The following is a 22540-nucleotide window of genomic DNA, read 5'->3' on the forward strand; positions in this document are numbered from 1 at the left end:
CGGACGTCCCACGGGGCGCGGACGTCCCACGGGGCGCGGACGTCCCACGGGGCGCGGACGTCCCACGGGGCGCGGACGTCCCACGGGGCGCGGACGCCCCACAGGGCGCGGACGCCCCACGGGCTGCGTACGCCCCATGGGCCGCGGACGTCCCGCAGGGCGCGGGGGCGCGGGTGCTCTACAGGGCGTGAGGATGCGCGGGCGGCCCCACGGAGGGTGAGGGCGTGTCCCGTGGGGCCGGTGGGAAGGGCGGCAGTTAGGGTGTCGAACACACGTACTGCTGGCGGTGGGGGAGGGGGCGGCGTGCGGGTGCTGGGGGTTGACCCGGGGTTGACTCGGTGTGGGGTGGGCGTGGTCGAGGGTGTGCCCGGCCGTCCCTGCACGCTGATCGCCTACTACGTGGTCTACACCGACCCGGCCGACGACCTGCCGCTGCGTCTGCTGCACCTGGATCGGTCGCTGACCGAGTTGGTCGCCGAGCACCAGCCGGAGAGCGTCGCCGTCGAGCGGGTGTTCAGCCAGCACAACGTTCGCACGGTGATGGGCACCGCGCAGGCCAGCGGCATCGCCGTGCTGGCCGGGGCGCGCGCCGGTCTGCCGGTGCAGACGTACACCCCGAGTGAGGTGAAGGCGGCCGTGACCGGGTCCGGTCAGGCCGACAAGGCGCAGGTGACCACCATGGTGACCAGGCTGTTGCGGCTGGCCGAGCCACCGAAGCCGGCTGACGCCGCCGATGCGCTCGCCCTGGCCATCTGCCATGTGTGGCGCGGCGGGACCCGCTCCAAGCTGGCCGCGGCAGCCGACCGGGCACGACGAGGAGGAGCACGATGATCGCCAGCGTGCGCGGCACGGTGACCGCGACGGGTCCGGATCAGGCCGTGATCGAGGTTGGCGGTGTCGGCCTGGCCGTGCACTGTGCCCCCGGGACCCTCGCGGAGCTGCGGGTCGGTCAGGTCGCCCGGCTCGCCACCAGCCTGATCGTGCGGGAAGATTCGCTGACTCTCTACGGCTTCCCCGACGACGACGCCAAGTCACTGTTCGAGCTGCTCCAGACCGCCAGTGGGGTGGGTCCGCGGCTGGCCCAGGCGGTGCTGGCCGTGCACACCCCGGACGCGGTGCGTAAGGCGATCGCCAACGCCGACACGGCTGCGCTGACCCGGGTGCCCGGGATCGGTAAGAAGGGCGCCGAACGCCTGGTGTTGGAGCTTCGCGACCGGATCGGCCCGGTGCCGATCGGCGCCGACGGCGCGGCCGGGGTGACCCGTGGCAGCTGGCCTGACCAGGTTCGGCAGGCACTGGTCGGGCTGGGCTGGACAACCGGTCAGGCCGATCAGGCGGTGGCCGCGGTGGCGGAGACGATCGAGGGCGAGACGCCGCCGGTGCCGGTCCTGCTCAAGCAGGCCATCCGCCTGCTTGGTCGGACCCGATGAGCGCCCGGCCGAGGCGGGAGGCGGCACGGTGAGCGAGACCGACGGGCTTGTCTCGGCGTACGTCAGCGACGCGGATCGGGACGCGGAGGCCACGGTACGGCCGAAGCGGCTGGCCGAGTTCATCGCCCAGGACCGGGTGCGCGACCAGCTCGACCTGTTGTTGCAGGGCGCGATGCGGCGGGGGTCGCCGCCGGATCACATCCTGCTCTCCGGCCCGCCCGGGTTGGGCAAGACGAGTCTGGCCAACATCGTCGCCGCCGAGTTGGGCGCGGGCATCCGGGTGACCAGTGGCCCGGCGATCGAGCGTTCCGGGGATCTGGCGGCGATCCTGACGAGCCTCGCCGAGGGCGATGTGCTCTTCATCGACGAGATCCACCGCATCGCGCGGCCGGCCGAGGAGCTGCTCTACAGCGCGATGGAGGACTTCCGGGTCGACGTGGTGGTCGGTAAGGGGCCGGGGGCGACGGCGATCCCGCTGGACGTCGAGCCGTTCACCCTGGTCGGCGCGACGACCCGTTCGGGCCTGTTGACCGGGCCGATGCGGGACCGGTTCGGCTTCGTCGCGCACCTCGACTTCTACGCCCCTGCGGATCTGGAGACGCTGCTGCACCGCTCGGCGCGGATTCTCGGCGTGCCGATCACCGGGGAGGGCGCGACCGAGATCGCCGGTCGGTCCCGGGGCACGCCGCGGATCGCCAACCGGCTGTTGCGCCGGGTCCGCGACTACGCGGAGGTCCGAGCCGACGGGGTGGTCGATCTCGACACCGCCCGTTCCGCGTTGATCGTGTACGACGTGGACGCGCTTGGTCTGGACCGGCTGGACCGGGCGGTGCTGACCGCGCTGGTCGACTCGTTCCGGGGTGGCCCGGTGGGTCTGTCCACCCTTGCCGTGGCGGTGGGGGAGCAGCCGGACACGGTCGAGGAGGTGTGCGAGCCGTTCCTGGTCCGCGCGGGCCTGTTGGCGCGTACGCCCCGTGGTCGGGTGGCTACCGAGGCGGCCTGGCGGCATCTGGGACGCACTCCGCCAAATGGTATCTTTGGTGCGGATAGTCCTGCTGCGCCCGATCTGTTCTCCTTGGACACCGATCAGCCGTGATGTGAACGTGATCTGTGCCGCATTCGGTGTTCTCAGGTGCAGGGTTTAGACTTCGCCGCGGTCTGTACAGGACGTGAGATTCCGCCTCCGCTCCGGCACCCCTCGTGCCGGGCAGGTGGCCAATGGGAAGGTCAGTAACCGTGCATAACCTAGCAGCGGGCAGCGGAGCCGGCAGTTTCACGCCGATTCTGATGATCGCCCTGCTCTTCGGTGTCATGTACTTCATGATGATCCGGCCCCAGCAGAAGCGCCGCCGCGAGGCGGAGTCGATGCAGTCCAACCTCGGCCCCGGCGACGAGGTCGTGACCATCGGCGGGCTCTACGGCACGGTCACCGGCATCGAGGACGACACCGTCCTGATCGAGGTCGCACCGGGCGTGCAGACCCGCTACGCCCGCCCGGCCATCGCGCGCGTGGTCACCCGCGCCGAGCTGCCGAGTGAGCCGGTCAGCGAGGACGCCGACACCGTCAAGGATTGACCCCTTCTCCCGGAGGTGGCGAGTCCGGCGTACGGCCGGTCGACCGGCTTCCGGGCCACCGCACCCGACGGGGCAGCGGACGAGACGTGAAAACTGGATAGTTGGGTCGACGCCGGACATCGGCACGATCCCGTGACCGTCGGCGTTCCGCGCCGGCGTGTCCGGTCCTCGTGTCGGCATTTCGTCGGCTCAGGTCAGACCCGTCGGCCGGGACCCCCGGCCCGACACCGCCGCCGCTGCGCACAGCGGCGCGACCGTACAGGGAGACAGGACAGCCGTGGCACCACCTCAGGGACAGATGCGCCCCGGGCGGCAGCTCGCCGTGCTCGGGTTCATCTTCGTGGTCCTCTATCTTTTGGTGTTCTTCTCTGGTGCCAGCGGCAGCTTGAAGGACCGGCTCGAGCCCAAGCTCGGCCTGGACCTCATCGGCGGCACCCGGATGACACTGGAGGCGACCAACAGCGTCGACGGCAAGCCTCCGACGGCGGAGAACCTCGAGGAGGCCCGCCAGATCATCGAGAGCCGGGTCAACGCGTTCGGCGTGGCCGAGGCCGAGGTGGTCACCGAGGGCAACCGGAACATCGTCATCTCCCTGCCCGGTGAGAACCGGGACCTCACCGATGTGGGCAGCGCCGCCGAGCTGCGCTTCCGCAAGGTGCTCAAGGGCGCCGACGGCAGCGGAACGGCCGCCGTGCCGCCGCCGGCCGCGACGCCGGCCCCGTCGGGCAGCCCGGCCCCGTCCGGCAGCGCCACCCCGGCCCCGTCCGGCAGCGCCACCCCGACCCCGTCGGGCAGCGCCGCGCCGAAGGTGACCTCGTCGCCGAGCGGCGGTCAGGGCGGGATGGCCCCGGCGTCGCCCAGCGCCACGCCGACTCCCTCCGTGTCCGCGTCCGCGAGTGCCGCCGCGCCCACCCCGAGCGCCAGCGCCGAGCCGGTGCCGGCCAGCATCGAGGAGCAGCGCAAGGCCGTCGAGCAGAAGGTCGGCGCCCCCGCCTGGCAGGCCGCGACCGGGCTCCAGGCCCCCGCCGACCTGACCGCCGACCCGTCGCTGGCCGACAAGCTCAAGCCGTTCGGCACGCTGTCGCCGCAAGAGGTCGCCGTGCTGCCGGCGCAGATGCAGTTCAACGTGCCGACGATCGGGTGTGGGCAGCTCGACAAGCGTCCGCCGGCGTCGATCTCCGACCCGAAGCAGCAGGTCGTCTCCTGCGAGGACGGCGTGTCGAAGTACCTGCTCGACCAGGCCAAGGTGTTGGGCACCGACGTGGACGACGCCGACGCGGTGCTCGACCAGACCAGCGCCTGGGTGGTCAGCCTGGACTTCTCCGGCGACGGCCAGGGCAAGTGGACCGACCTCACCCGCGAGGCGTTCACCAACGAGGGCCAGGCCTGCGACGCGACCGCACTCGGCCAGGACGGCAAGTGCCGCGTCGCCGTCGTGCTGGACAACAAGATCGTCTCCTCGCCGGAGATCCAGGGCGTGCTGACCGGCAACTCCCAGATCACCGGCAACTTCAACCAGAAGGACGCCAGCGCGCTCGCCAGCCAGCTGCGCTACGGCGCGCTGCCGGTGACCTTCGAGCCGCAGGAGTCGCAGAACGTCACGGCCACCCTGGGCGCCAGCCACCTGCGGGCTGGTCTGCTCGCGGCCGGCATCGGCATGCTGCTGGTCATCATCTACGCGTTCTTCTACTACCGGCTGCTCGGCTCAGTGATCTTCCTGAGCCTGATCCTCTCCGCGCTGCTGGTCTTCGGCGCGCTGGTGGTGCTCGGCCGGCAGATCGGCTTCACGCTCACCCTCGCCGGCATCGCCGGCATGATCGTCTCGCTAGGTGTGGCGGCGGACTCGTTCGTCATCTACTTCGAACGGTTGAAGGACGAGATCCGAGAGGGGCGCAGCCCGCGTAGCGCGGTGCCTCGCGCCTGGGTCCGTGCCCGCCGGACGATCATTTCGGCCAACGCGATCACCCTGCTCTCCGCGGTGGTGCTCTACGTGGTCTCGGTCGGCACGGTCAAGGGCTTCGCCTTCGCCCTGGGCCTGGCCACCGTGCTGGACCTGGTGGTGGTCTTCCTCTTCCGGCACCCGATCATGACCATGTTCGCCCGGACCCGGGCGTTCCTGTCCCCGCGGGTCAGCGGTCTGGGTCGGGCGCTTCCGGCCCGTAACCAGCAGCAGACTCAGCCCCGTAACCCGCGCGCCAAGGAGGCCTGAGATGGCTCAAAACGGTCTGGCGAGCCGCCTCTACAACGGCGAAGCCGGTCTCAACGTCGTCGGCCGCCGCAAGCTCTGGTTCAGCGTCGCCGGCGTCCTGATCCTGATCGCGCTCCTCAGCTTCGGGCTGCGCGGCTTCAGCCTCGGCATCGAGTTCGCCGGTGGCAACTCGTTCCAGGTGCCGGCCAGCGTCGGCACCCTGGAGGACGCCGAGCGGGAGGTCAACTCGGCCCTCGCCGCCCAGAACACCGGCATTGAGGTGGCCACCGCACAGAAGGTCGGCGGCACCGGCGGCGACACCTACGAGCTGCGCACTCCGCAGCTCAGCGTCGAGCAGACCACCGCGGTCAAGGGGCAGATCGCCGAGGACCTCGGCATCAACGCGGACCAGATCAGCGGCAACCAGGTCAGCGAGGCGTGGGGCAGCCAGGTCACCTCGCGGGCCGTGCTCGGTCTGGTCATCTTCATCGCGCTGGTGATGGTCTACCTGATCCTGCGCTTCGAGTGGCGGATGGCGGTCGCCGCGGTCGCGTCGCTGTTCACGAACCTGATCCTCACCGCCGGCATCTACTCGCTTGTCGGCTTCGAGGTCACCCCGTCGACGATCATCGGTTTCCTCACGATCCTGGGCTTCGCGCTCTACGACGTGGTGGTGGTCTTCGACAAGGTCCAGGAGAACACCCGGGGCATCACCGCCAACAACAACCAGACGTACGGCGAGGCGGCCAACCTGGCCGTCAACCAGAGCCTGATGCGATCGCTGAACACCTCGGTGGTCGCCCTGCTGCCGGTCGGCGGTCTGCTCTTCATCGGTGCCGGCCTGCTCGGGGCTGGCACGCTGAAGGACCTCGGCCTGGTGTTGTTCGTCGGTATGGCGGTCGCGTTCCTCACCTCCATCCTGGTGGCCACGCCGCTGCTGGCGCTGCTGAAGAACTACGACCCGCGGATCCAGGCGCACAACAAGCGCGTCCTGACCCGTCGGGGTGCGCTCGCCCGCGGCGAGGTCACCGGCAAGGGCTCCGTGAGCCCGGCCCCGGCCGACGCGACCGATGAGCCGCTCGACCCGGACGCCGCCGCGTTGGCCGGTGCCGCCCCCAAGGTGGGCGCTCGGCCGGCAGGCAAGCGGCCGACCGGTGCCCGGGGCGGTCGCCCGGGTGGCGGCGGCAACCGGCCGGGTGGCGCCAAGCGGCGCTGACCCGCCAGGAAACACCCGAACGGCGTCCGGCATGCTGTGCGTGCCGGACGCCGTCGTCGTTGAAGGGAAACGAAACAGCCGTGACGGAGACCCACAGCACCGCGGCGCGCGGGGACAGCGGCCCGGAGGCCGCCCGACTGGTCGCCAGCCGGGTGCTGGACGTGCCGGACTTCCCCAAGCCCGGCGTCATGTTCAAGGACCTGATGCCGTTGTTCGCCGACGGGAAGGCCTTCCGTGAGGTGACCGACGGGATCGTCGCGTACCACGGGCGGGACAGCTTCGACGTGGTGGTCGGCATCGAGGCGCGCGGGTTCGTCGTCGCTGCGGCCGTCGCGTACGCGGCCGGGGTGGGCGTGGTGCCGGTTCGCAAGGCCGGCAAGCTGCCCCGCCCGGCGCACTCGGTCTCCTACGCCCTGGAATACGGCGAGGCCACCCTGGAGGTGCACGAGGACGCGTTCACCGCCGGGCACCGGGTGCTGGTGGTCGATGACGTGCTGGCGACCGGTGGCACCGCCGAGGCGACTCTGGACCTGGTCGAGCGGGCCGGGGGGACCGTCACCGGGTTCACCGTGCTGCTGGAACTCGGCTTCCTGGGTGGGCGGAAGCGGCTGGCACCGCGTCCCGTCCATGCTCTGCTGACCGTTTGAGCTGGCCGGTGCTCCGGCGGCCCGTTTGAACTGTCGGTGCCGTGCTGACCGATTGATCCCAGACCCGTCGGGCGGAGCCGGCACCGACCGTCCGGCGGAGCGGCAGGGGGCCGTCCGTGCGGGTAGCATTGCCCTTTGCTGACGCCGGCGGTACACCGTCCGGTGGAGCGAGACCAGGCCGGCCGATGTTCGGCCGGTGTTTTTCCGGCGAGCGGTGAGGAGGCCGGTGTCCCACGATGTCGTCCCTCCGGCGGAGGGCACGGTGCACCCGACAGGCGACGCTGACGGCTCGGTGACCGACCGGACAGGCGACGTGCCGGCCCGGGTGACGGGCAACGGCTCCGGCAGGGCTGCGGGCGAGGGCGCGGTGCGTCCGACCAGTGGCCCGCCGAGCGCTGAGGCGTCCCCCGGCGCCGATGGGGTGGTGGTGCCGTTCCCGAGCGACGCCGGCGTCGATCCGTCGCCGAGCGGTGGCTTCGGGCTGTCCAACGCGCCCACCGGCCGGCGGGTCCGGGCGCGGCTGGCCCGGTTCAACGCGCCCTGGCAGACCTCGCAGGTCAGCGAGGTGCTGGAGCCGCTCATCGCGAGCCACCGGGACAACCACCCCAAGGCTGACGCCCGCCTGCTCCAGCGCGCCTTCGACACGGCCGCGCGGTGGCACTCCGGGCAGTACCGAAAGTCCGGTGACCCGTACATCACCCACCCGCTCGCGGTGGCGACCATCCTCGGCAACCTGGGGATGGACACCACCACGCTGGTCGCCGCGCTGCTGCACGACACCATCGAGGACACCGAATACACCCTCGACGCGATGCGCGCCGACTTCGGTGGCGAGGTCGCCCTGCTGGTCGACGGCGTCACGAAGCTTGACAAGGTCAAGTTGGGCGACGCGGCCAAGGCCGAGACGATCCGCAAGATGGTCGTGGCGATGGCCAAGGACCCGCGGGTTCTGGTGATCAAGCTGGCCGACCGGTTGCACAACATGCGCACCCTGACGTTCCTGCCTCGCCCCAAGCAGGAGCAGAAGGCCAAGGAGACGCTGGAGATCCTGGCCCCGCTCGCGCACCGGCTCGGTATGAACACGATCAAGTGGGAGCTGGAGGATCTCTCCTTCGGCACGTTGTTCCCGAAGCGCTACGAGGAGATCAACCGGCTGATCGGGGAGCACCAGCCGCAGCGCGAGGCGCTGCTGCGGCAGGTGACGCAGAAGGTGCAGACCGACCTGAAGGCCGCCAAGATCAAGGCGGAGACCACCGGGCGGCCGAAGCACCTCTACTCGATCTACCAGAAGATGATCGTGCGGGGTCGGGACTTCAACGACATCTACGACCTGGTGGGCGTGCGGATCCTGGTCGACACGGTTCGTGACTGCTACGCGGCGCTGGGCGTGATCCACGCCAACTGGCAGCCGGTGCCGGGCCGGTTCAAGGACTACATCGCGATGCCCAAGTTCAACATGTACCAGTCGTTGCACACGACTGTCATCGGGCCCACCGGCAAGCCGGTGGAGATGCAGATTCGCACGTACGCGATGCACCGCACCGCGGAGTTCGGCATCGCCGCGCACTGGAAGTACAAGGAGCACAAGGGCACCCAGATCGTCGGCCCGCCCGCGCACATCGACGAGATGACCTGGCTGCGGCAACTGCTCGACTGGCAGCGCGAGGCTGCCGACCCGAGCGAATTCCTGGACGCGTTGCGCTTCGACCTGTCCAGCCAGGAGGTGTACGTCTTCACCCCGAAGGGTGACGTCATCCCGCTGCCGACCGGTTCGACGCCTGTCGACTTCGCGTACGCGGTGCACACCGAGGTGGGGCACAAGTGCATCGGGGCGCGGGTCAACGGCAAGTTGGTGCCGTTGGAGTCGACGCTGTCCAACGGCGACGTGATCGAGATCTTCACCTCGAAGTCCGAGACGGCCGGCCCGACACAGGACTGGCTGGGCTTCGTCAAGAGCCCCCGCGCACGGACGAAGATCCGCCAGTACTTCAACAAGGAGCGGCGCGAGGAGGCGATCGAGGCCGGCAAGGACGCGATCGTCAAGGCGATGCGTAAGCAGGGCATGCCGTTGCAGCGGATGCTCACCTCCGACGCGCTGATGTCGATCGCCCGGGACCTGCACCTGGCCGACGTGGCCTCGCTCTACGCGGCGGTGGGTGACAGCCAGGTCTCCGCGCAGTCCGTGGTGCAGAAGCTGATGGCGGCGTACGGCGGCGAGGAGGGCGCGGCGGAGGACATCGCCGAGACCGCCGTCGCCACCCGGCCACCGCGTAGCCGGCAGAGCAGCAGCGACCCCGGTGTCGTCGTCCGCGGCGTCAGCGACGTCTGGATCAAGCTGGCCCGCTGCTGCACCCCGGTCCCACCGGATTCGGTGTTCGGCTTCGTCACCCGCTCCGGCGGCGTGAGCGTGCACCGCGACGACTGCGCCAACGCCGAGGACCTGCGGGCGCAGAGCGAGCGGGTGGTCGAGGTGAGTTGGAAGCTCACCTCCGCCTCGACGTTCCTGGTCGCCATCCAGGTCGAGGCTCTGGACCGGCACAAGCTGCTGGCCGACGTCACCCGGGTGCTCTCCGACGAGCGGGTCAACATCCTCTCCGCCACCGTCACCACGACCCGCGACCGGGTGGCGGTGAGCCGGTTCAGCTTCGAGATGGCCGACCCGAAGCACCTGGGCCACCTGCTGGCCACGGTCCGCAAGGTGGACGGCGTCTTCGACGCGTACCGGGTCACCTCCGGCGCCTGACCCCGCCCCCCGCTCTTCGGACACGGAAACGCCCGCCGGCTCAGCCGGCGGGCGTTTCGTCGTCTGCGTGGGCGTCAGCTCTGCGGCGCACTCATCGTGAGGTCCTTGATGACGACCTCCTTCTTCGGGTGGCCACCACCGGCCTGCGCGGCGAACGCCCCGTCGTCGCCGGCCTTGGCGACGTCCTTGACGATGTCCAGGCCACCGGTGACGGTGCCCAGGACCGTGTACGCGGGGTCCAGCGGCGAGTCGCCGTAGACGATGAAGAACTGGCTGCCGGTGCTGCCCGGCTGGCCGGAGTTGGCCATCGCGATGACACCCTCCGGGTACGGCGGGCGCTTGTCGGTGGGCAGGTTCTCCTCGGGCAGGCGGTAGCTCGGGCCGCCCTGGCCGTCGGTGTCCCGCCAGCCGTTGCCGGTGGCGCTGGGGTCACCGCACTGCAGCACCTTGATGCCCTCGGTCACGAGACGGTGGCACTTGGTGTTGTCGAAGAAGTTCTTCTCCGCGAGGTAGCTGAAGCTGCCCGCCGTGCACGGCACCAGCGACCGGTCGACCTTGGCGGTGATCGGGCCCAGGTTGGTGTCGATCGTCATGGTCTGCACGCCGGTGCCGGACTGCTGGTTGCTCGGCACCCCCACGTCCTTGATCGTCGGGGGCCGCTGGTCCGTGGGCAGCGCGTTGTACACGCACTCGCTGGCGCCGGCCGCCGCGGTGTTGGTGGCGGGCTTGTCGTCGTCGCCGCCGAGGGTCACCGCCAGCCAGACGGTGCCGGCGACCACGAGCACCAGAACGGCGCCCGCGCTGATGATCGCCTGCGTCTGCCGGCGCTTGCGGGCCTTGCCCGCGCGCTCGGCCATATCCTTCTCGAGCCGGGCGCGTGCCGCCGCGCGCTGCCGCTCTCTGGTGGACGTCACGCCTGGATCCTCCTGGCTGTCTGCTGCTGGGTGCCGCTTGGGTGGGTGGTGGCGGCCGGTCAGCCGGCGCTCGGGCTGCTGGCCGGGACGCCGGAGGCCGACGGTGCCGGTGCCGCACCGGTGACCGGCTCACCGACGGTGAGGGTCTGAATGGTCACGTCGGTGCTGGGCTTGACCTTGGCCCCCGTCCCATTGTCCACGGTCGGGAGGGCACCGATCTTTTCCACCACGTCCAGCCCGCCGGTCACCCGGCCGATCACCGGGTACTTCGGGTCGGTGGTGGTGAAGTCCTTGAAGAAGATCAGAAACTGGCTGCCGTTGTTGCCCGGCGGGTTGGAGATCATCGCCAGGGTGCCCTTGGGGTACGTCGGCGGCTGGCCGGGGGCCGGGCTGGCCGACGGTGACGCCGACGGCACGGTCGGCAACTCCTCGTCGTAGAACGAGTAGGTCGGCCCACCAAGGCCGGTGCCGCTCGGGTCGCCGCAGCGCAACGCACCGTCGGCGATGATCTCGTGGCACTTGGTGTTGTCGTAGAACGACCGGCTCGCCAGGTGGGCGATGCTCGCCGCCGCGCAAGGCGAGTTGGTCAGGTTCAGCTCCGCGGTGATCGGCGCGCCCTGGTTGGTGGTCACGGTCATCGCCCGCGTGCCCTCGGTGGGCAGATCCTTGGTCGCCGGCGTGCCGACGTCCTTGAGGTTGGTGTTGGCCGTCGCGTCCTGCGGCGTCCAGAGGCAGATGTCCGCCACGGCCGTGTTCTGCTCCGAGTCGGAGTCGAACGCCCCGAGGGCCCACGCCGAGCCTGCCACGACCACCACGAGGATCAGGACGGCGCCGACACCAGCCTGGATCTGCCGACGGCGCCGCGTGGCGGCGGCCCGGCGAGCCAACTGCCGGTCGAGCTTGGCACGCGCCAGTTTGCGCTGCCGGTCCCTGCTGGAAGCCACCCGTGCTCCCCTTTCCTCTACCTGGTCGTCGCCGGCGGCCGGGCGTCCCGGCCCGTCCGGGCGTCGCGTGTGCCGCGCCACACGCCCGCCAGAGTGTACGGCTAGCGACTGAGAAAGTGGTGTACGAGGTCCACCCCGTCCCGAGCAGCGCTTATTGGGCGTTGTCACTGTGCTGTGCGGGGCGCGAGGGACGGACGCGGCAAACTCCCTCGGCAGGCCCGTTAGGCTGCGGGGAGGACGACAGCTGCTCGACGGAAAGGACAGCGACCGTGCTCGTGGCCGGCTTTCCCGCGGACGCCTTCGGCACCAACTGTTACGTGGTTGCCACCGCGCCGGGGGAGCAGTGCGTGGTGGTCGACCCTGGCATCGGGGTGCTCGACCAGCTCGACGCGCTGCTCGCCGAGCACCGCCTGCATCCGGCCGCCGTGCTGCTCACCCACGGCCACCTCGACCACACCTTCTCGGTCGCGCCGGTCTGCGGTGCGCGTGGCATCACCGCCTACGTGCACCCGGGTGACCGGGAGATGCTGGCTGACCCGTCCAAGGGCCTCTCGGCGGACCTGACGTCGCTCTTCGGCGGTCGGCTGAGCTACAGCGAGCCGGATGACGTGGCGGAGCTGACCGACGGCGCCACCCTCACGCTCGCCGGTCTGGAGATCGCCGTCGACCACGCCCCGGGCCATACCGGCGGGTCGGTGCTGTTCCGCCTGCCGGGTGCCGGGTCGGGCTGGGATGCTGACGAGCTGTGCCTCTCCGGCGACGTTCTCTTCGCCGGGTCGATCGGCCGCACCGACCTGCCGGGCGGGAGCATGCCGGCCATGCTCACCAGCCTGCGCGACAAGATCCTCCCGCTGGCCGACGACACGGTCGTGCTGCCCGGCCACGGCCCCAGCACCACCATCGGCCGCGAGCGCGCCAGCAACCCGTACCTCATCGAGGTGGCGCAGGTCGGCGGCGGCCGACCAGCGGCGCCCACCCGGGGCCTCTAGACCTTCTCCGCGCCGCGCGCGGACCCACGACACCACCGCGCCGTGGGCGCGGAACCGCAAGGAGTACGCCGATGAGCAAGCCCACGCCCATCTCCGGTTTCCCGGAGTGGACCCCCGGCCAGCGGATGATCGAGCAGTTCGTGCTCGAGAAGATCCGGGCCACCTTCGAGTTGTACGGCTTCGCGCCGCTGGAGACCCGCGCGGTGGAGCCGCTGGACCAGCTGCTGCGCAAGGGCGAGACCTCGAAGGAGGTCTACGTGATCCGGCGGCTGCACGCCGACGCCGAGGGTGCGGGCGGTGACGACCAGCTGGGCCTGCACTTCGACCTGACCGTGCCGTTCGCCCGGTACGTGCTGGAGAACGCCGGCAAGCTGACCTTCCCGTTCCGCCGCTACCAGATCCAGAAGGTGTGGCGGGGGGAGCGCCCGCAGGAGGGGCGCTACCGGGAGTTCGTCCAGGCCGACATCGACATCGTCGACCGGGACACCCTCGCTCCCCACCACGAGGCGGAGATGCCGCTGGTCATCGGGGACGCCCTACGGTCGCTGCCGATCCCACCGGTGACCATCCAGGTCAACAACCGCAAGATCTCCGAGGGCTTCTACCGGGGCATCGGGTTGACCGACCCGGAGTCGGCGCTGCGGGCGATCGACAAGCTCGACAAGATCGGCCCAACGAAGGTGGCCGACCTGCTGGGCCAGACCGCCGGGGCGAGCGAGGCCCAGGCCAAGGCGTGCCTCGCGCTGGCCGAGATCTCCGCTTCGGATGCCTCGTTCGCCGACGCCGTCCGCGCGCTTGGGGTGAGCAATCCGCTGCTCGACGAGGGCCTTGAGGAGTTGGTCCGGGTGGTGGAGACCGCCGCCGAGCACTCGCCGGGTCTCTGCGTGGCGGACCTGCGCATCGCCCGCGGCCTGGATTACTACACGGGCACCGTCTACGAGACCCAACTGCGCGGCTACGAGCGGTTCGGCTCGATCTGCTCCGGCGGCCGCTACGACAACCTGGCCAGCGCCGGCACCACCTCGTTCCCCGGGGTGGGGATCTCGATCGGGGTGACCCGCCTGCTCGGGTTGCTCTTCGGCGCGGGTGAGTTGTCGGTCTCCCGCTCGGTGCCCACGTGTGTTCTGGTGGCGTTGGCCGACGAGGAGCACCGCCCGGCCAGTGACCGGATCGCTGCGGCGCTGCGGCGGCGCGGAATCGCCACCGAGGTCTCGCCGAGCGCGGCGAAGTTCGGCAAGCAGATCCGTTATGCCGAACGGCGCGGCATTCCGTACGTCTGGTTCCCGGGCGCCGACGGAGCGGCGGACGAGGTGAAGGACATTCGGTCTGGTGCGCAGGTCACGGCCGGTGCCCAGGAGTGGATGCCACCGGTGGAGGACCTCAAGCCTGCGGTCAGCTGAGTCTCACCACTGGCGCTCATGGCCGCGGGGACCTACGGTAGCGTAAGTTACGCCACCGTAGGGAGTTTCTCGTGACCATGAGCACCACACTGAGCCAGACCGCACTCCTCGTCGAGTTGGAGCCGGTGGTTGCCCGCAACCTCGACCGCCACCTCTCGCTGGCCAAGGAATGGTTCCCGCACGAGTACGTGCCGTGGAGCGAAGGGCGTACCTTCGACGGGCCGCTCGGCGGCGAGGCGTGGTCGCCGACGGACTCCACCATCCCCGACGTGGCCCGCACCGCGCTGATCGTCAACCTGCTGACCGAGGACAACCTGCCCTCGTACCACCACGAGATCGCCACCCTGTTCGGCCGGGACGGCGCGTGGGGCACCTGGGTGCACCGGTGGACCGCGGAGGAGGGGCGGCACGGTGTCGCGATCCGCGACTACCTGACCGTCACCCGGGCGGTCGACCCGGTGGCCTTGGAGCGGGCCCGGATGACGCACATGTCCGAGGGCTACGCCAACGCCCATGGCGACGAGGTGCTGCACTCGCTGGCGTACGTCTCGTTCCAGGAGCTGGCCACCCGGATCTCGCACCGAAACACGGGCAAGGCCACCGGCGACCCGGCCTGCGAGGCGCTGCTGGCCCGCGTGGCCGCCGACGAGAACCTGCACATGGTCTTCTACCGCAACCTGCTCGCCGCCGCGTTCGAGTTGGCCCCGAGTCAGGCCATGCGGGCTGTCGCCGACGTGGTGGCCGACTTCCAGATGCCGGGCAGCGGCATCGACGGTTTCGCCCGCAAGTCGGTGGCGATCGCCCTGGCCGGCATCTACGACCTGCGCCAGCACCGCGACGAGGTGCTGCAGCCGGTGCTGCGCCAGTGGGACGTCTTCAACGTGACCGGCCTCAACGCCGACGGTGAAGCCGCCCGCGAGCAGTTGGCCGCCCAGCTGGAAACCCTGGACCGCGCCGCGAGTCGCTTCGAAGAGAAGCGCGACGCCCGAGCAAACCGCCTAGCCCTCCGCTAAACCCCCACCCCCCTGCCCCGCCCCACCCCCCTGTCCTGTCCTGCCCCCTGTCCTGCCCCACCCCGCCCTGCCCCGCCCCGCCCCAACTCCCGCGATCTTGCACTTTCTGCGGGGGCATATTCGCGCATACCCCGCAATCCGACGACACTAAGTGCAAGATCGCGTGGGCGTGGGCGGGGGCGGGGGCGGGGGTGGGGGTTGGGTCAGGGTTGGGGTTGGGGTTGGGGTTCTTGAGGGAGTAGGAGGCAGGTGCTGGTTGCGTGGGCGATCAGGCGGGAGCTGGCGTCGGTGATCCGAGCCTCGGCCAGGGCTGTGCGCCGGCCGCGTTGCAGCACCGTGCCCTCGCAGCGCAGCGTGCCGCTGTCGACCGTGACCGGGCGGAGGAACTTCACGTTGAGGTCCAGCGAGGTGTAGCCGACGCCGGCCGGCAGGGTGGTGTGCACAGCGCATGCCGCGGCGGTGTCCAGCAGCGTCGAGAGGACGCCACCGTGGACGCTGCCGAGCGGGTTGTAGTGGAACTCCTGCGGGGTCAGCTCGACGACGACCCGACCCTCGTCGGCCTCCATCCGGGCCATGTCGATGAGGTGCATCACCGGTGGTGCGGCCAGCTCGCCGGCGATCATCGCCCGGAGCATCTCGATGCCGCTGCGCCGGCCGACCTGGGCGGCGTTGGCTGCCGGGTCCGCCCAGGTGAAGGTACGGCTGCGCGCCGGTTCCTGCGTCTGCGTCATGGACCCAGCCTGGCAGTAGGTTGCTGAGTCTGTCAACGAGATCTAGCCTGGTTGGATGCGACCCGAGGCACTGGACTGGTCGGTGGACAACTGCACCATCGCCCGCACGATGGAGATCCTCGGTGAGCGGTGGACGCTGGTGGTGCTGCGCGAGGTGTTCACCGGCGTGCGCCGCTTCGACGACATGCGGGTGCGCACCGGCATTCCGCGTCAGGTGCTGACCAATCGACTGGCCACTCTGGTGCAGCAGGGCGTGTTGAGTCGCGAGCCGTACCGGGAGCCTGGCAGTCGGCTGCGCCACGAGTACCGGCTGACGGAGAAGGGCCTGGACCTGTGGCCGGTGCTGGTCGCCGTGCTCGGGTGGGGCGACCGGTACCTCGCCGACGCGGAGGGCTCGCCCCTGAGTGTGGGGCATCGTGACTGCGGCGCCCAGGTGCGCGTCGAGCTGCGATGTGCCGACGGGCACGACGTGGGGCAGGTGCGCGACGTGGTGCCTCGGCCGGGTCCGGGCGCGCGCCGCCGTACCCCCTGACGCGCGCGCACCCGCGTGACCCGCACCCATCCAGACATAGGTGATCGTGCGCGTCAAAGGGCGATTCGGTGTGACGGCGCTTGCTCGTCAGCGTGTCCGGGGTGTTGCGGGAATGTGGCCAGCCAAGATCGGTTAATCCGGGCGAAACCAAAGCTTGTGAATGATCTTAAGTATGTGAATACTTCACTTCATTCGGCCGGTTTTCGCAGATCGGCCGGGTTGCTATCGGGTCAGCCGGCCTCGGCGAGACCCGCTCCCCCGCCCAGGAGGTTGTTACATGCGACCCACGAGGTCCCCATTCCGTGTTGCGGCCACAGTCGCCGTTTCCGGGAGCCTGGTCGTCGGCGCGCTCATCGGCGCACCCGCCCAGGCCGCTCCCGCCGCCTCGCCCGACGCCGCCGCTCTCTCCGCGGAACTCGGCGACCGCTCCGCCGGCTCGTACATCGACGCCAGTGGCAAGTCGGTCGTCACGGTGACCGACGCGGCTGCCGCCAGCAAGGTGAGCAAGGCCGGCGCTGTCGCCCGCTACGTCACCCGCGGTGCCGCCGAACTCAACCGGGCCACTGCCGATCTGGAGCGCTCCGCCAAGATCCCGGGCACCGCCTGGTGGAGCGACCCGGTCACCAACCAGGTCGTCGTCTCCGTCGACAGCACCGTCACCGGCGCCAAGCTGGAACGGGTCAAGGCCGCCGCCGCGCGGGCCAACGGCGCGGTCCGGGTCGAGGCCGAGGCCGGTGTGCTCAGCACCCGGATCTCCGGCGGCCAGGCCATCTACGCCGGCGGCGGCGGGCGCTGCTCGCTCGGCTTCAACGTGCGCAGCGGCAGCACCTACTACTTCCTGACGGCCGGGCACTGCACCAACATCTCGGCCAGCTGGTACTCGAACTCCGCCCAGACCGCGCTGATCGGCACCCGTACCGGCACCAGCTTCCCGGGCAACGACTATGGCATCGTGCGGCACAACAACTCCGCCAATGCGGCCGGCAACGTCTACCTCTACAACGGCAGCTACCGGGACATCACCGGCTCCGGCAACGCCTCCGTCGGCCAGTCGGTGCAGCGCTCCGGCAGCACCACCGGCCTGCGCAGCGGCACGGTGAACGCGACAAACGCCACGGTTAACTACGCCGAGGGCTCGGTCTCCGGCCTGATCCGCACCAACGTCTGCGCCGAACCGGGCGACAGCGGCGGCTCGCTGTTCAGCGGCGGCACCGCCCTGGGCATGACCTCCGGTGGTAGCGGCAACTGCCGTACCGGTGGCACGACGTTCTTCCAGCCCGTCACCGAGGCACTGAGCCGCTACGGCGTCAGCGTCTTCTGATCGAAGCACCGCACGTGGGCCGCCGGAGCATTCCGGCGGCCCGTGTCGCGTGCGGGGAGGACCGCCTCACGCGAGCGGATCGGGCCCGTCCGCTGGTCGCAGGGGATCTGGGGGTACGACACCAGGCAGCGCCGGACCGACGGTTGTGACACCACCGGTGGCCCATACGATGTGCGCCCGGCGAGCCGAGAGGACCGCCAGCAGCGGCCAGAGCGACACGGCCACCGCCGTCACCCGCTCGGCCAACCCCGTGCGGGACCCGCTGGTCACCTCGTACGCGCTCCACCCGAAGAGGGCGAGCAGCACGAGCGTGGCACTCAGCCCCACGGCGCGGCGGAACGCCCACGGCGGCTGCGGAGCGTCCGGGTGCGCGGCGTCCGGGCCGCGTGGCAGCCGCAGCGCCGAGCCGGCCGGCCACAGCGCCAGGGCGAGGACGGCCACCGTCGCCGCGATGCCGTGGCTGAGCGAACCACCGACCGGCGGCCGGGGAAACGCGACAAGCGCGATGGTCGCCACCCCACCGACAGCCAGCAGGAAACGGCTGGGCAACCCGGCCGCGTGCAACACGGCGGCGACCGCCAGATAGCAGCAGCCGAGCAGCACCAGGGCCCCGACCATGATCCAGGCGTCGGTGGCGTCCTGCCCCGCCAGCTCGCTGATGGTGTCCCGGATCGGGTCGTACCCCGAGGGTTGCCGGGCCTGCGCAACCGTCCAGCCGGTCACCAGCAGCACGGGTGCGGCTGCCGCCGTGGCGACGGCCCAGTTCGGTACGGCGCGCATTTCGCCACGTTAACCGGCACGGCTGCCGCCTGAGTCGGATTCGCCGGTCCACCCCACCAGCGAATCGGGCCGGCCTGCCGGGTGCCCCGGAGGCAGGGCGGCCACCCCTGACAGAATGCGGGAGAGGACTGTTCCACGATGAGGAGTTGCCAGCCGTGATCCGTACCCACAATGCCGGAAGCCTGCGCGCCGCGGACGCCGGCTCGACGGTGACGCTCGCCGGGTGGGTGGCCCGCCGTCGCGACCACGGCGGGGTCATCTTCGTCGACCTGCGCGACGGCTCCGGCGTCGTCCAGGTGGTCTTCCGCGAGGAGGACGCGCACGCGCTGCGCAACGAGTTCTGCGTGAAGGTCATCGGCGAGGTGACCCGCCGGCCGGCCGGCAACGAGAACCCGGAGCTGCCCACCGGCGAGGTCGAGGTGACCGTCGTCGAGCTGGAGGTGCTCTCCGAAGCGGCGCCGCTGCCGCTGCCGGTGGACGACCAGATCGAGGCCGGTGACGACATCCGGCTCAAGTACCGCTACCTGGACCTGCGCCGCAGCGGCCCGGCGAACGCGCTGCGGCTGCGCTCGCGCGCCAGCCACCTCGCCCGGGGTGTGCTGCACGAGCGGGACTTCCTGGAGATCGAGACGCCGACGCTCACCCGCTCGACGCCCGAGGGTGCCCGCGACTTCCTGGTCCCGGTGCGGCTGCAGCCCGGCAGCTGGTACGCGCTGCCGCAGTCGCCGCAGTTGTTCAAGCAGCTGCTGATGGTGGGCGGCATGGAGCGGTATTACCAGATTGCCCGCTGCTACCGCGACGAGGACTTCCGCGCCGACCGGCAGCCCGAGTTCACCCAGCTCGACATCGAGATGTCCTTCGTCACCGAGGACGACGTGATCGACCTCGGCGAGGCGATCGTCTCGACGCTGTGGAAGGACCTGGCCGGGCACGAGATCTCCGGGCCGATCCCGCGGATCACCTGGCACGACGCCATGGCAGGGTACGGCTCCGACAAGCCGGACCTGCGCTACGGCGTCGAGCTGACCGAGCTGACCGACTACCTGCGCGGCACCGAGTTCCGGGTCTTCGCCGGGGCGATCGACGCGGGCGGTTACGTCGGCGCGGTCGTGATGCCGGGCGGCGCGGCGCAGAGCCGCAAGGAGCTGGACGGTTGGCAGGACTGGGCCAAGGCGCGTGGTGCGCGCGGCCTGGCGTACGTGGTCCTGGACGCCGAGACCGGCGATGCGCGCGGCCCGGTGGCCAAGAACCTCTCCGCCGAGCACCTGGGCGGGCTCGCCGACGCGGTCGGCGCCAAGCCGGGCGACGCGGTCTTCTTCGCCGCCAGCACCACCACCCGGGAGGCGCAGGAGCTGCTCGGCGCGGCCCGGGTCGAGATCGCCAAGCGGGCCGGGCTGATCGACGAGAGCGCCTGGGCGTTCTGCTGGGTGGTCGACGCGCCGATGTTCGAGCGCACGGACGACGGCGGCTGGACGGCCGTGCACCACCCGTTCACGTCGCCGAACGCCGAGTGGGTCGACCGGTTCGAGGAGGCCCCGGACCGGGCGCTGGCGTACGCGTACGACATTGTCTGCAACGGCAACGAAATCGGCGGTGGGTCGATCCGTATCCACCGGGGTGACGTGCAGAAGCGGGTGTTCGACCTGCTCGGCATCACTCCCGAGGAGGCACAGGACAAGTTCGGCTTCCTGCTGGAGGCGTTCAAGTACGGCGCACCGCCGCACGGCGGTATCGCCTTCGGCTGGGACCGGGTGTGCATGCTGCTCGCTGGCGCCGACTCGATCCGTGAGGTCATCGCCTTCCCGAAGACCCGGGGTGGCTTCGACCCGCTGACCAGCGCGCCAACGCCGATCACCGCCCAGCAGCGTACCGAGGCCGGCGTAGACGCCAAGCCCAAGCCCCCGGCGACGGCCCACACGGGAACCGCAGGCCCAGCAGCCCCGGTAGCCGACCCGGTCTAACCGCACCCCCTGTCCTGCTTGGTTGATCAAGAGGTTTGCGTCATCATCGCCCCGCGAGGTGACGCAAACCTCTTGATCATTAGTAGGGGAGTGGGTTCGGGTGCGGTTGCTTGTTGTGGGGGGTAGCGGGTTTCTCGGTGGGGCGGTTTGTCGGCGGGCCTTGGGTGTTGGGTGGTCTGTCGTTGGGACGTTCCACTCTGGTGAGATCGTCTTGCCGGGGGTTGCGGGGCGTCGGCTGGACGTGACCGACCGGGCCGCCGTGCGCAGGCTGGTCGCCGAGGTGCGCCCGGACGCCGTGGTCGCGACCCCCTATCGGTACGACGACTGGGCGGTCACCGCCGACGGGGCCGCGCACGTCGCGGTCGCCGCCGCCGAGGTGGGTGCCCGGTTGGTGCACGTGTCCAGCGACGCGCTGCACGCCGGCCGGCCCACGCTGTATACCGACGACGAGCCGCCCACCCCGGTGCACGCGTACGGCGCTGCGAAGGCAGCTGCGGAGACTGCCGTGCGCGCGATTGATCCGGGTGCGGCGCTGGTGCGTACCTCGCTGATCCTGGGGGAGGGCAGCAAGCAGATCCAGCTCTGCCGGGACGCCCTCGCCGGCCGGGCTGCCCTGTTCAGCGACGAGTTCCGCTGCCCGGTCGACGTCACCGACCTGGCCGACGCCGTGCTGGAGTTGGTCGCCTCGTCGTACGCGGGTCTGCTCAACGTGGCCGGCGCCGATGCCGTGAGCCGGGCCGATCTGGGCCTGCTGGTCGCCGAGCGGTTCGGCCTGGACGCGTCCGCGCTCAAGACCACCACCGGCGCCGCGACGGGCCTGTCCCGCCCCCTCGACGTACGCCTCGACTGCTCCCGTGCCGCCGACCTGCTCCAGACCCGGCTGCGGGGAGTCCGCGAACTTCTCGCCCCGCCGCCCCGCGATCTTGCACTTCCTGTTGTGACAGAACGGGTTTAACCCGGCAAAAGGTAAGCCGAAACTGCAAGATCGCGGGTGGAGTGGGGGCACAACACCGTTGCGCTAGGGCGCGGGTCGGCATGGCAACCCGTGAAGACTCGTCTCGGCACCCGGCCAGACGCCGATCGTCGCGCGCAGTGCAGCCTTCGATGCCCGACGAGGGGGGCACCACCCACGCCTCGCCGCCTTTGCTCTGCTTCAACGGAGGCGACACCTACGCGGCAGGAGTGTTGCCTCCATTGAAGCAGAGCAAAGGGAAACCCAAGCACCCCTGCCACCCCTGCCACCCCGCCAGCGACGCACACACGCACACGGGTCATCACCCCGCCGCGCTAGCCGCAGGATCGCCACACCGACCGCCGCCCTCAACGCAACAGTGTTGAGTGGGGGCACACATTCTATGCACAAGTCTTGTGCATAGAATGTGTGCATAGTTATTGTGCAGCTGTGAACCCCTCACTTGACGGCCCAGCCGAGCCTCGCCGCGTCCAACTGAATGGCCAGCATGTCCGCACGTTGGCTCACCCGCTGCGGATGCGGCTCCTCGGCTCGCTGCGGGTGGACGGTCCGGCAACCGCGACGGCCCTGGCCCAGAAGCTGGGCACCAACACCGGTGCGACCAGTTATCACCTGCGCCAACTCGCCGAGGTGGGGCTGGTCACCGAGGACCCCGATCGGGGCAGCAGCCGGCAGCGCTGGTGGCAGGCCGCGCACGACGTGAGCGACTTCGAGCCCACCGATTTCGACAACGACCCGGACGCCCGCGCCGCCGTCCAGTGGATCCAGGCCGACCAGGTACGCGTGATGGCCGAGCTGGCCGAGCGGTGGATGGCCGTCGAGCACCACCAGTCCCGGTCGTGGCGCGACGCCGCCGGCATGAGTGACCTGGTGCTGCCGCTCGACCCGGCTCGACTGCGTGCTCTCAGTGACGACCTGTGGTCGGTGCTGATGCGCTACCGCGACGAAGCCGTCGCCGATGCCGCGGACGTCAAACCCGTGCACGTGTTCCTGGCTGGCTTCCCGCGTCTGGACGAGCGATGGTGAGCGCGAGGAGTGAGCGGGGTTTGCGAGCCCCGCAGTCGCGAACTGAGGTGGCGTGGTGAGCGCGAGGAGTGAGCGGGGTTTGCGAGCCCCGCAGTCGCGAACTGGGGTGGCGTGGTGAGTGCGAGGAGTGAGCGGGGTTTGCGAGCCCCGCAGTCGC

The 22540-nt window shown here is 70.5% G+C and carries 20 protein-coding genes and 1 pseudogene; 17 read left to right on the plus strand and 4 right to left on the minus strand.

Going from position 1 to position 22540, the window contains the following annotated elements; all coding sequences use genetic code 11:
• The 9 genes and pseudogenes from ACLQ28_RS27400 to ACLQ28_RS27440 all read left to right on the plus strand — a co-directional run.
• Positions 1–191, plus strand: a pseudogene (locus ACLQ28_RS27400) (hypothetical protein); the annotation flags it as partial.
• A gap of 112 nt (positions 192–303) precedes the next feature.
• Complete coding sequence (gene ruvC, locus ACLQ28_RS27405) at positions 304–831, plus strand: crossover junction endodeoxyribonuclease RuvC (RefSeq protein ID WP_425689137.1); 528 nt, start codon at positions 304–306, stop codon at positions 829–831.
• Positions 828–1430, plus strand: a complete 603-nt coding sequence (gene ruvA, locus ACLQ28_RS27410; RefSeq protein ID WP_425689138.1) for a Holliday junction branch migration protein RuvA — start codon at positions 828–830, stop codon at positions 1428–1430. Before ruvC ends, ruvA begins: the two co-directional genes overlap by 4 nt.
• Positions 1431–1458: 28 nt before the next feature.
• Positions 1459–2526, plus strand: a complete 1068-nt coding sequence (gene ruvB, locus ACLQ28_RS27415; protein ID WP_425689139.1) for a Holliday junction branch migration DNA helicase RuvB — start codon at positions 1459–1461, stop codon at positions 2524–2526.
• A 122-nt stretch (positions 2527–2648) separates the two neighbouring features.
• The gene (gene yajC, locus ACLQ28_RS27420; protein ID WP_425689140.1) at positions 2649–3005 is read left to right on the plus strand and encodes a preprotein translocase subunit YajC; all 357 of its coding nucleotides are present in this window, start codon (positions 2649–2651) and stop codon (positions 3003–3005) included.
• Between the two features lie 277 nt (positions 3006–3282).
• Positions 3283–5214: a protein translocase subunit SecD gene (gene secD / locus ACLQ28_RS27425; protein ID WP_425689141.1), complete on the plus strand. Its 1932-nt coding sequence runs from the start codon at positions 3283–3285 to the stop codon at positions 5212–5214.
• A 1-nt stretch (position 5215) separates the two neighbouring features.
• Complete coding sequence (gene secF / locus ACLQ28_RS27430) at positions 5216–6409, plus strand: protein translocase subunit SecF (protein WP_425689142.1); 1194 nt, start codon at positions 5216–5218, stop codon at positions 6407–6409.
• A gap of 80 nt (positions 6410–6489) precedes the next feature.
• The gene (locus tag ACLQ28_RS27435) at positions 6490–7056 is read left to right on the plus strand and encodes an adenine phosphoribosyltransferase (RefSeq protein WP_425689143.1); all 567 of its coding nucleotides are present in this window, start codon (positions 6490–6492) and stop codon (positions 7054–7056) included.
• Between the two features lie 226 nt (positions 7057–7282).
• Positions 7283–9799: a RelA/SpoT family protein gene (locus tag ACLQ28_RS27440; protein ID WP_425689144.1), complete on the plus strand. Its 2517-nt coding sequence runs from the start codon at positions 7283–7285 to the stop codon at positions 9797–9799.
• A 74-nt stretch (positions 9800–9873) separates the two neighbouring features.
• On the opposite strand, the gene ACLQ28_RS27445 is transcribed toward ACLQ28_RS27440, so the two are convergent.
• Both ACLQ28_RS27445 and ACLQ28_RS27450 read right to left on the minus strand, forming a co-directional pair.
• The gene (locus ACLQ28_RS27445; RefSeq protein ID WP_425689145.1) at positions 9874–10713 is read right to left on the minus strand and encodes a peptidylprolyl isomerase; all 840 of its coding nucleotides are present in this window, start codon (positions 10711–10713) and stop codon (positions 9874–9876) included.
• A gap of 59 nt (positions 10714–10772) precedes the next feature.
• Positions 10773–11657: a peptidylprolyl isomerase gene (locus tag ACLQ28_RS27450; RefSeq protein WP_425689146.1), complete on the minus strand. Its 885-nt coding sequence runs from the start codon at positions 11655–11657 to the stop codon at positions 10773–10775.
• A gap of 269 nt (positions 11658–11926) precedes the next feature.
• Here ACLQ28_RS27450 and ACLQ28_RS27455 point away from each other — a divergent pair, with 269 nt between their 5' ends.
• From ACLQ28_RS27455 to ACLQ28_RS27465, 3 genes are all read left to right on the plus strand, one after another.
• Positions 11927–12646 carry an MBL fold metallo-hydrolase gene (locus ACLQ28_RS27455; protein ID WP_425689147.1) on the plus strand — a complete coding sequence of 240 codons (720 nt, stop codon included), beginning with the start codon at positions 11927–11929 and terminating at the stop codon, positions 12644–12646.
• Between the two features lie 71 nt (positions 12647–12717).
• Complete coding sequence (gene hisS / locus ACLQ28_RS27460) at positions 12718–14046, plus strand: histidine--tRNA ligase (protein WP_425689148.1); 1329 nt, start codon at positions 12718–12720, stop codon at positions 14044–14046.
• A 77-nt stretch (positions 14047–14123) separates the two neighbouring features.
• Positions 14124–15059 carry an acyl-ACP desaturase gene (locus ACLQ28_RS27465; protein ID WP_425689257.1) on the plus strand — a complete coding sequence of 312 codons (936 nt, stop codon included), beginning with the start codon at positions 14124–14126 and terminating at the stop codon, positions 15057–15059.
• A gap of 203 nt (positions 15060–15262) precedes the next feature.
• Here ACLQ28_RS27465 and ACLQ28_RS27470 read toward each other — a convergent pair whose 3' ends face one another.
• Entirely contained in the window at positions 15263–15790 is a 528-nt protein-coding gene (locus ACLQ28_RS27470; protein WP_425689149.1) for a PaaI family thioesterase, read from the minus strand.
• 55 nt (positions 15791–15845) lie between these two features.
• Here ACLQ28_RS27470 and ACLQ28_RS27475 point away from each other — a divergent pair, with 55 nt between their 5' ends.
• Both ACLQ28_RS27475 and ACLQ28_RS27480 read left to right on the plus strand, forming a co-directional pair.
• Complete coding sequence (locus ACLQ28_RS27475) at positions 15846–16322, plus strand: winged helix-turn-helix transcriptional regulator (protein WP_425689150.1); 477 nt, start codon at positions 15846–15848, stop codon at positions 16320–16322.
• Between the two features lie 277 nt (positions 16323–16599).
• Positions 16600–17643: a S1 family peptidase gene (locus ACLQ28_RS27480; protein WP_425689151.1), complete on the plus strand. Its 1044-nt coding sequence runs from the start codon at positions 16600–16602 to the stop codon at positions 17641–17643.
• A 66-nt stretch (positions 17644–17709) separates the two neighbouring features.
• Here ACLQ28_RS27480 and ACLQ28_RS27485 read toward each other — a convergent pair whose 3' ends face one another.
• Positions 17710–18423 carry a DUF998 domain-containing protein gene (locus tag ACLQ28_RS27485; RefSeq protein ID WP_425689152.1) on the minus strand — a complete coding sequence of 238 codons (714 nt, stop codon included), beginning with the start codon at positions 18421–18423 and terminating at the stop codon, positions 17710–17712.
• 155 nt (positions 18424–18578) lie between these two features.
• On the opposite strand from ACLQ28_RS27485, the gene aspS reads away from it, so the two are divergent.
• From aspS to ACLQ28_RS27500, 3 genes are all read left to right on the plus strand, one after another.
• Entirely contained in the window at positions 18579–20384 is a 1806-nt protein-coding gene (gene aspS / locus ACLQ28_RS27490) for an aspartate--tRNA ligase (RefSeq protein ID WP_425689153.1), read from the plus strand.
• 100 nt (positions 20385–20484) lie between these two features.
• On the plus strand, positions 20485–21339 hold the full coding sequence (locus ACLQ28_RS27495; RefSeq protein ID WP_425689154.1) for an SDR family oxidoreductase: 855 nt from the start codon (positions 20485–20487) through the stop codon (positions 21337–21339).
• Positions 21340–21786: 447 nt separating this feature from the next.
• On the plus strand, positions 21787–22383 hold the full coding sequence (locus ACLQ28_RS27500) for a helix-turn-helix domain-containing protein (RefSeq protein ID WP_425689155.1): 597 nt from the start codon (positions 21787–21789) through the stop codon (positions 22381–22383).
• Positions 22384–22540 lie beyond the last annotated feature (157 nt).

The organism is Micromonospora sp. DT201, assembly GCF_049841575.1.
GTDB lineage: Bacteria > Actinomycetota > Actinomycetes > Mycobacteriales > Micromonosporaceae > Micromonospora.

Bases quoted from the DNA above. Each gene is read 5' to 3' on its own strand.
- ruvA (WP_425689138.1), top strand. From the start codon at position 828: ATGATCGCCAGCGTGCGCGGCACGGTGACCGCGACGGGTCCGGATCAG.
- yajC (WP_425689140.1), top strand. From the start codon at position 2,649: ATGGGAAGGTCAGTAACCGTGCATAACCTAGCAGCGGGCAGCGGAGCC.
- secF (WP_425689142.1), top strand. From the start codon at position 5,216: ATGGCTCAAAACGGTCTGGCGAGCCGCCTCTACAACGGCGAAGCCGGT.
- hisS (WP_425689148.1), top strand. From the start codon at position 12,718: ATGAGCAAGCCCACGCCCATCTCCGGTTTCCCGGAGTGGACCCCCGGC.
- ACLQ28_RS27465 (WP_425689257.1), top strand. From the start codon at position 14,124: ATGAGCACCACACTGAGCCAGACCGCACTCCTCGTCGAGTTGGAGCCG.
- ACLQ28_RS27470 (WP_425689149.1), bottom strand. From the start codon at position 15,790: ATGACGCAGACGCAGGAACCGGCGCGCAGCCGTACCTTCACCTGGGCG.
- ACLQ28_RS27475 (WP_425689150.1), top strand. From the start codon at position 15,846: ATGCGACCCGAGGCACTGGACTGGTCGGTGGACAACTGCACCATCGCC.
- ACLQ28_RS27480 (WP_425689151.1), top strand. From the start codon at position 16,600: ATGCGACCCACGAGGTCCCCATTCCGTGTTGCGGCCACAGTCGCCGTT.
- ACLQ28_RS27485 (WP_425689152.1), bottom strand. From the start codon at position 18,423: ATGCGCGCCGTACCGAACTGGGCCGTCGCCACGGCGGCAGCCGCACCC.